The 7,080-nt window shown below is 54.5% G+C and carries 5 protein-coding genes; 1 reads left to right on the forward strand and 4 read right to left on the reverse strand.

The window, feature by feature from the left end; all coding sequences use genetic code 11:
* Window positions 1–34 precede the first annotated feature (34 nt).
* The 4 genes from groL (WHS88_04600) to tsaB form a co-directional block, all read right to left on the reverse strand.
* A complete protein-coding gene (gene groL, locus WHS88_04600) occupies window positions 35–1,651 on the reverse strand; it encodes a chaperonin GroEL (protein MEJ5259453.1) in 1,617 nt (538 codons plus the stop codon).
* Window positions 1,652–1,706: 55 nt separating this feature from the next.
* Window positions 1,707–1,997, reverse strand: coding sequence for a co-chaperone GroES (groES, locus tag WHS88_04605; protein ID MEJ5259454.1), 291 nt, complete (start codon window positions 1,995–1,997; stop codon window positions 1,707–1,709).
* 53 nt (window positions 1,998–2,050) lie between these two features.
* Window positions 2,051–3,712 carry a chaperonin GroEL gene (gene groL, locus WHS88_04610; GenBank protein MEJ5259455.1) on the reverse strand — a complete coding sequence of 554 codons (1,662 nt, stop codon included), beginning with the start codon at window positions 3,710–3,712 and terminating at the stop codon, window positions 2,051–2,053.
* A gap of 275 nt (window positions 3,713–3,987) precedes the next feature.
* Window positions 3,988–4,701, reverse strand: a complete 714-nt coding sequence (gene tsaB / locus WHS88_04615; protein ID MEJ5259456.1) for a tRNA (adenosine(37)-N6)-threonylcarbamoyltransferase complex dimerization subunit type 1 TsaB — start codon at window positions 4,699–4,701, stop codon at window positions 3,988–3,990.
* Between the two features lie 226 nt (window positions 4,702–4,927).
* Here tsaB and WHS88_04620 point away from each other — a divergent pair.
* On the forward strand, window positions 4,928–7,080 hold a 2,153-nt coding region (locus WHS88_04620), incomplete at its 3' end, for a hypothetical protein (GenBank protein ID MEJ5259457.1).

Raw genomic sequence — 7,080 nt, forward strand, 5'->3', positions numbered from 1 at the left:
CGGTCCGGACGCGGCACTGGGGTTGCTGTTTCCCTTAGAATACCGCACCCGGCACGGCATTCTCCTTTTTGTCTTCTTTCAGTTCCGTAATCACCACATTGGTTGTGAGCATCAGACCGGCCACCGAAGCAGCATTCTGCAGAGCCGTTCTGGCCACTTTTGCCGGGTCGATGATGCCGGCCTTGAACATATCAACATACTGGCCCGTCAGGGCATCATAGCCGATTGTCTCGCCCTTCTCGAGCAGTTCGGCCACGACAACCTCCCCGTCTCCGCCGCCGTTATCCACAATCTGGCGGGTCGGGGCCTTCAGGGCCTCGATGAGAATATCATATCCGATCTTTTCATCGCCTTTGGCCTTGGCCCGGGCCTTTTCTACCTCCGCAATCGCCCGCAGGAAGACCACACCGCCGCCGGGCACAATGCCTTCCTCGGCCGCTGCCTTGACGGCATGCAGCGCATCCTCCAGCAGGTCTTTGCGTTCCTTCATCTCTGTTTCCGTCGGAGCACCGGCTTTAATCACGGCCACGCCGCCGGTCAGTTTCGCCAGACGCTCCTGGAGCTTCTCGCGGTCATAGTCGCTGGTGGTTTTCTCAATCTGATGACGAATCTGGTCGCAGCGGGCCTGAATGTCCTTCTTTTTGCCGGCCCCTTCAATGATGGTCGTGGTTTCCTTGCCCACCACCACCCGTTTGGCCCGGCCCAGCTGAGACAGCTCAATCTTTTCCAGCTTGATGCCCAGGTCCTCCGTAATCACCTGACCGCCGGTCAGAACACCGATATCCTGCAGCATGGCCTTGCGGCGGTCGCCGAAGCCCGGCGCCTTAACGGCACAGACCTTCAGCACGCCCTGCAGCCGGTTAATCACCAGCGCCGCCAGCGCTTCGCCTTCTACATCCTCGGCCACAATCAGCAGAGGCGCAGACACATGAGCAATCTTTTCCAGCAGCGGAATCAGCTCCCGCAGATTGCTGATTTTCTTTTCGTGAAGAAGGATATAGGCATCTTCGAGCACACATTCGAGGGTATCCGGATTGGTCATAAAGTACGGAGAAATATATCCTTTATCAAACTGCATCCCCTCGACTACCGTCAGCTCGGTCTCCATTCCCTTGCCTTCTTCGACCTCGATGACGCCTTCCTTGCCGACCTTATCCATCGCCTGTGCCAGGATTTCGCCTACATCGGGATTGTTGTTGGCACTGATGGTCCCGACCCGGGCAATATCGTCATGCCCTTTCACCGGCTTGCTGACAGACTTGATGTACTCAATCGCGGCCTCAGCGGCTTTGGTAATGCCCCGCTGAATCGCCACAGGATTCACGCCGGACGTCACATACTTCAGTCCTTCCGTATAAATGGCCTCCGCCAGAACCGTCGCGGTCGTTGTACCGTCTCCGACGACATCGCTGGTCTTGCTGGCCACCTGATTGACCATCTTGGCCCCGACATTCTGGAACGGCTCGGGCAGCTCGATTTCCTTGCTGACCGATACGCCGTCTTTGGTAATCTTCGGCGAGCCGTAGCTTTTCTGCAGCAGGACATTCTTGCCGGTCGGTCCCATCGTGACCTTTACCGCCGCGGCCAGACGGGACAACCCCTCTTTCAGCTGGGCTCGCGCCTGTTCCTGAAACATCATCTGTTTTGCCATATCTTCCTAAACCTCCCGCCTTTGCAGGCGTTTGCTGGAATCCTGTCTTTTTCCCTTACTGTTCGACAACGCCTAAGATTTCGCTTTCGCGAAGAATCTTATACTCCACGCCGTCGATTTCCACATCACTGCCGCTGTACTTGCCGAAGAGCACAATATCATTTTTGCTCACGGACATTTTGGCCCGGGTCCCGTTTTCCAGCCGTTTGCCTTCCCCAACGGCTATCACTTTGCCCATCAGAGGTTTTTCCTTGGCTGTATCCGGCAGCACAATGCCGCCCGGGGTCTTTTCTTCCGCTTCCTGAGGCTTTACGACAACTCGATCATCCAGTGGTTTGAGCTTCATAGGGTTCCTCTCCTGTTATCTTCTTTCAGGGTTTTCCGTATCGGTTGATTCCATTACATCATATCCATATCATCCATATCTTCCATGTCCGGACCGCCGCCGAACCGGTCGCGCTTGCTGCCCTTCTTGCTGTCCTTGGGCTTTTCCGTGACAACGCAGTCCGTCGTCAGCAGCAGACCCGCCACGGACGCCGCATTCTGCAGAGCAATCCGCGTCACCTTCACCGGGTCAATGACCCCGGCCTCCAGCAGGTCTTCATAGGTATCCTTGTCTGCATTGTACCCGAAGCCGCCTTTGCCCTTGGCCACCTTGCTGACCACCAGCGCCCCGACGGCACCGGCATTCTCCGCAATCCAGTAGCAGGGCATCTTCAGGGCATTCATCACAATTTCAGCCCCGGTTTTCTCATCGCCCTTCAGGTCCAGCTTGGCCACTTCCTCCATGCACCGCACCAGGGCCACCCCGCCGCCGGGCACAATGCCTTCCTCAATCGCCGCACGGGTAGCGTGCAGCGCATCTTCAATGCGGGCCTTCTTTTCCTTCATCTCCGCCTCGCTGGCGGCCCCCACATTGATTTGCGCCACACCGCCGGTCAGCTTGGCCAGCCGCTCCTGCAGCTTCTCCCGGTCATAATCGCTCGTGGTAGTCTCAATTTCACTGCGAATCTGCGCGATGCGGCCCTGGATGGCTTTCTGCGTGCCGGCCCCTTCAATAATTGTTGTATTCTCGCTGTCAATCGTCACCTTGCGGGCCTGGCCTAATTGAGACAGACGAACCCGATCCAGCTCGATGCCCAAATCCTTGAAGATAGGCTCGGCACCGGTGAGAATCGCAATATCCTCCAGCATCGCTTTTCGTCTGTCGCCGTATCCGGGCGCCTTGACCGCCGCCACCTGCAGAATCCCGCGCAGCTTGTTGACCACCAGCGTCGCCAGCGCCTCGCCTTCCACATCCTCCGCAATAATCAGAAGCGGACGCTTCACTCGGGCGATTTCTTCCAGCAGCGGAACCAATTTGGCTACGTTGCTGATTTTTTCTTCATAGACAAGAATATAAGGCTTCTCCAGCTCACAGACCATATGGTCCGGGTCCGTGACAAAGTGCGGAGAAAGATAGCCGCGGTCAAACTGCATTCCCTCCACATACTCCACAGTAGTTTCCAGGCCGCGTCCTTCTTCCACCGTGATGACGCCGTCCTTGCCCACCCGCATAAACGCTTCCGCCATCTTTTTGCCGATTTCAAAGTCGTTGTTGGCGCTGATGGCGGCAATGTTGACAATGTCATCCTTTTTGGAAATATCGATGGGTTTGGCGAGGGATTTCAGTTTTTCCACCGCCGCCGCCACAGCCTTCTGGATGCCCCGATTCAGAGCCATCGCATCGGCTCCGGCGGCCAGATTTTTGTAGGCCTCTTTAAAAATCGCTTCGGCCAGGACCGTCGCTGTAGTCGTCCCGTCCCCGGCCACTTTTGAGGTCTTGCTGGCGGCCTCCCTCACCAGTTTGGCCCCCATATTTTCCGTTTTGTCCAGCAGTTCAATCTCTTCGGCAACCGTTACGCCGTCTTTGGTAACCGTCGGGCCGCCCCAGCCCTTGTCGATGACGGCATTCCGTCCGCGGGGCCCCAATGTGGACCGCACCGCGGCAGCAAGCTTTTCTACTCCGGCCAGCAAGGCACTGCGGGCATCTGATTCAAACGCTAATTGTTTCGCTGCCATAGCACTTCTCTCTCCTGTGTTTTTTCTTTCAACACTATGTCTCCGTACTCATTTTGGCAAAACCACTTATGCAAACCAAATACCAGAAGCAGCAAAGGTCAAAAAAGAACAAAAAGAAATCAGGCTTTAAAGTCTTACAAAATCTTGCCTTATGAAAATTCAATAAAAAGTTGTCTTTGCCTGGTCCCTTTTCGTATCTCTGCCAATTTCAACTTGAAAACTCTTTAAAACCGGTCAACTTGACAGGATGAGAAAAAGCAGGCCTGAAGCCCCCCTTATTTTTTTGCTTTTTCCGTAATTTCAGGCGGGCGTATATAATAAGGAACCAGCTGGAACGCATTGTCAAACTGACCGGAGCAATACTTTTCATAGGCCGCTTTCAGAACGGCCCTTGCGGAGGCAGGCCAGTATGCATCAGGAATGATTTGAATTCCGGCCGTTTGAAACAATTCCCTGTGATAAAGAAGCCCTTCCCCAACAACTGCACAGTTTCCTAAAGCAACAAGCTGCTTGACCAATTGGGCCCCGGGAATCATCATATCTCCGATATGCTTTATCCACTTGTTTTTATCCCAACGATAAATCGCAGAAAAAAAAGATTGATGTTTTGCATCCAGAACAACAGACAAATAAGAAGGGGCCATCTCATTCTTTAAGATATAATCTGTCGCATTATAGGTGATTGTGTCAAGCGTATTGACGGCAATAAGCGGGATTTTCCGGGCAAAATGAATCATCTTGGCGGCGGTAACGGCTATCCGAAGGCCCGTAAAACTGCCGGGACCGACTGTAAAACAGAAAGCGCCGATGTCTGCCAAACCGCAGCCGGCTTCCTTTAAAACCGTCTCCAAAGACACAAACAGTTCCCGGCTGTGGCGCATTTTTCCGGAAAAGACCCGTTCAGCCAGTAGGCAAGGCCCCTGCCCGACTGCCGCCGAGCCAATGCGGCCCGAACAATCTATCGCCAGCAAATACGGTTCTTCCTTCACGTTCTTTTCCCGTCAACTTTCTTTACTGATTTCCGCAACCGGCGGAATCTTAAAGACCAACACCCCCAAAAACAAGGCGCTGTTCACAAAGTTTTGGGTTTTTTCACTTGCAAGAACAATCTGTTGTCTTTACACTGACCTGTCAATCCGAGGGGAGTATATCTAAAATAGGTTTGTCGGATGGTTTTGAAAACGTCATAATTTATATGAAATGCTGGAGGTAACGGTGTCAACAATCGACAACTTCAAAAAGGGGTATCTGCCTTGGTTTTGCCTGTTTGCTTTGACCGCTTTTTTGGCTGTGTTTGCGATTCAATCCGTCCGGGCGGAAACGCTTTCTGAAACCCAGTCCAAACAGAAAAGAGCCGAAGAATACATCCGCGTTGCCCAGGAACAAATTAAACGCGGGCTTTATCAATCCGCAGAAACCCTCCTCAAAGAAATCCGCGACAATTACGCCCCTTATCTGACGGACGCTCAGATTGCGACTGTTGACGCCCTCTCCAGACAGACGGCCGAAGCACTCGAATCACGCCGACGAATGCCGGAAATCATCAAACAGGCCGAAGAATTATCCTCCGCCGGCCAGCATCAGCAGGCCCTCACACTTCTGAACGGCATTCTGGCCAGTCCGTATCTGTCTGAGAAAGAACGCAGCACCATCCAGGGCATCGCCCAGAATGTCCAGGCCAATCTGGATGCAGAACGGGCGAAAATCCAGGCGATTTATGACCAGGCCGTCCAGGATTATCAGCAGAAGAACTATGAAAAAGCCAAGGCCGGTTTTATGCAGGCCGCCCAGTCCGGTATGGAGGTGCGAGGTTCGATTTCTCCAATGGATTATCTGAAAATGATTGAGCAGGTGCAGCAGACGCCGCCGGCCGTTCAGCCCGCACCGACTGTTTTGCAGCCCGCCTTAAAACCGCAGGAGCAGATTGAAATCGAAATTATGCAGATGGTTCCGGCAACCCCTGCTCCGGCCGAATCAGCTCCCGCAGAAGTCTCTTCTGCGGCTCCGGCTGCACCGGAGGCCCCTGCGGAACCTTCTGTGCCGGCTTTGCCTGAATCCGCGGCGACCGCTGCCGTAACCGCCGCAGAACCTCAGCCGGCCCCCGCCGCAGCACCGGTTCAAACTGTTCCCGCTCAACAGACCGATTCTTACTTAAATGAAGTTCTGCGAAAGCAGTCCGTCCAAATCGGATATGTTACGGCGATTGTTCAGGACGCATTAGCCAAGGCTGACCAGGCGCTGGCCCAAAAAGATTTCACCCAGGCCCGTCAGGCCCTGCGAAGGGCTTTCGCCTCGATTGAAACCAACAAACTTCTCCTCGGAGATGAACGATACAAAAACTTCCAGCTCCAGCTGGCTCAGAAGGAAGAAGAGGTCAACCGAAGCCAGGATGCCTTCACCACAGCCCAGCAGAGACAGCAGGAACTGCAGGCCCGTCAGCTGGCCGAGCAGAATCGCGCCGAGATGGAGCAGCGGCGGGCCAGAGCCATCGCTGACTTCATGCAGAGAGCGTATGCGTTTCTCGATGAGCAGCGCTACGAAGAAGCCCTCGGCCAGCTCGAGCAGCTGCTGGCGGTTGACCCGCTGAACCAGAACGCCCTGATTCTCAAGAAAACCCTCGAAGATACCGTCCGTTGGCGGGAACAGCGCGCCATTCAGGAAGAGTCTCAAAAAGAAGAATTACGGCTGCTTCTGGAAGCGGACCGGCGGTCAATTCCCTATTTCAATGAGATTACCTATCCGAAAAACTGGAAGGAAATCGCCGCTCGCCGAGAAGCCGCTGAAAAAGAGGACTTAGACCCCAAAACCACCGCGGTCGAAAAACAGCTGGAAACGATTGTGGATTTATCCGGCTCTATCACAGAAGAAACTACCTTCCAGGAGGCTCTCGAGATTCTGCGTACAGCCGTGGACCCGCCCCTGCGCATCACCCCCATCTGGGCCAATTTGGTTGATACGGCCTTTGTTCAGAGGGAAACAATCTTAAATATCCCGGGGGCCAGTCTGCACGGCATTACACTAAAAATGGCCCTCGAACTGGTTATCAATGCCATCAATGCCAGCGCCATCTCCGAAATCGGCTATATGATTAAGGAAGGCGTGATTATCATTGCCACCCTCGAATATCTCGATACCAACGTCAGCAACCGCTACTTCCACAAAGTCTATGACATCTCCGAACTGCTCAGTCCGCCGGCCAATTTTGATGAGTACAACAGCGGCGGCTGGGGCGGCGCCGGAACCAGCGGAACCAGCGGCGACGGCGGAACCCGAAGCGGCGGTACCAGCCGCGGCGGCGGAAGCATGGGTGGAATGGGAGGAGGCATGGGGGGCATGGGCGGCGGCATGATGGGCGGCGGCATGATGGG

This window comes from Anaerohalosphaeraceae bacterium (assembly GCA_037479115.1).
Lineage (GTDB): Bacteria > Planctomycetota > Phycisphaerae > Sedimentisphaerales > Anaerohalosphaeraceae > JAHDQI01.

Coding starts and splice junctions, on each gene's coding strand:
- groL (MEJ5259453.1), bottom strand. CDS start 1,651: ATGGCAAAACAGATGATGTTTCAGGAACAGGCGCGAGCCCAGCTGAAA.
- groES (MEJ5259454.1), bottom strand. CDS start 1,997: ATGAAGCTCAAACCACTGGATGATCGAGTTGTCGTAAAGCCTCAGGAA.
- groL (MEJ5259455.1), bottom strand. CDS start 3,712: ATGGCAGCGAAACAATTAGCGTTTGAATCAGATGCCCGCAGTGCCTTG.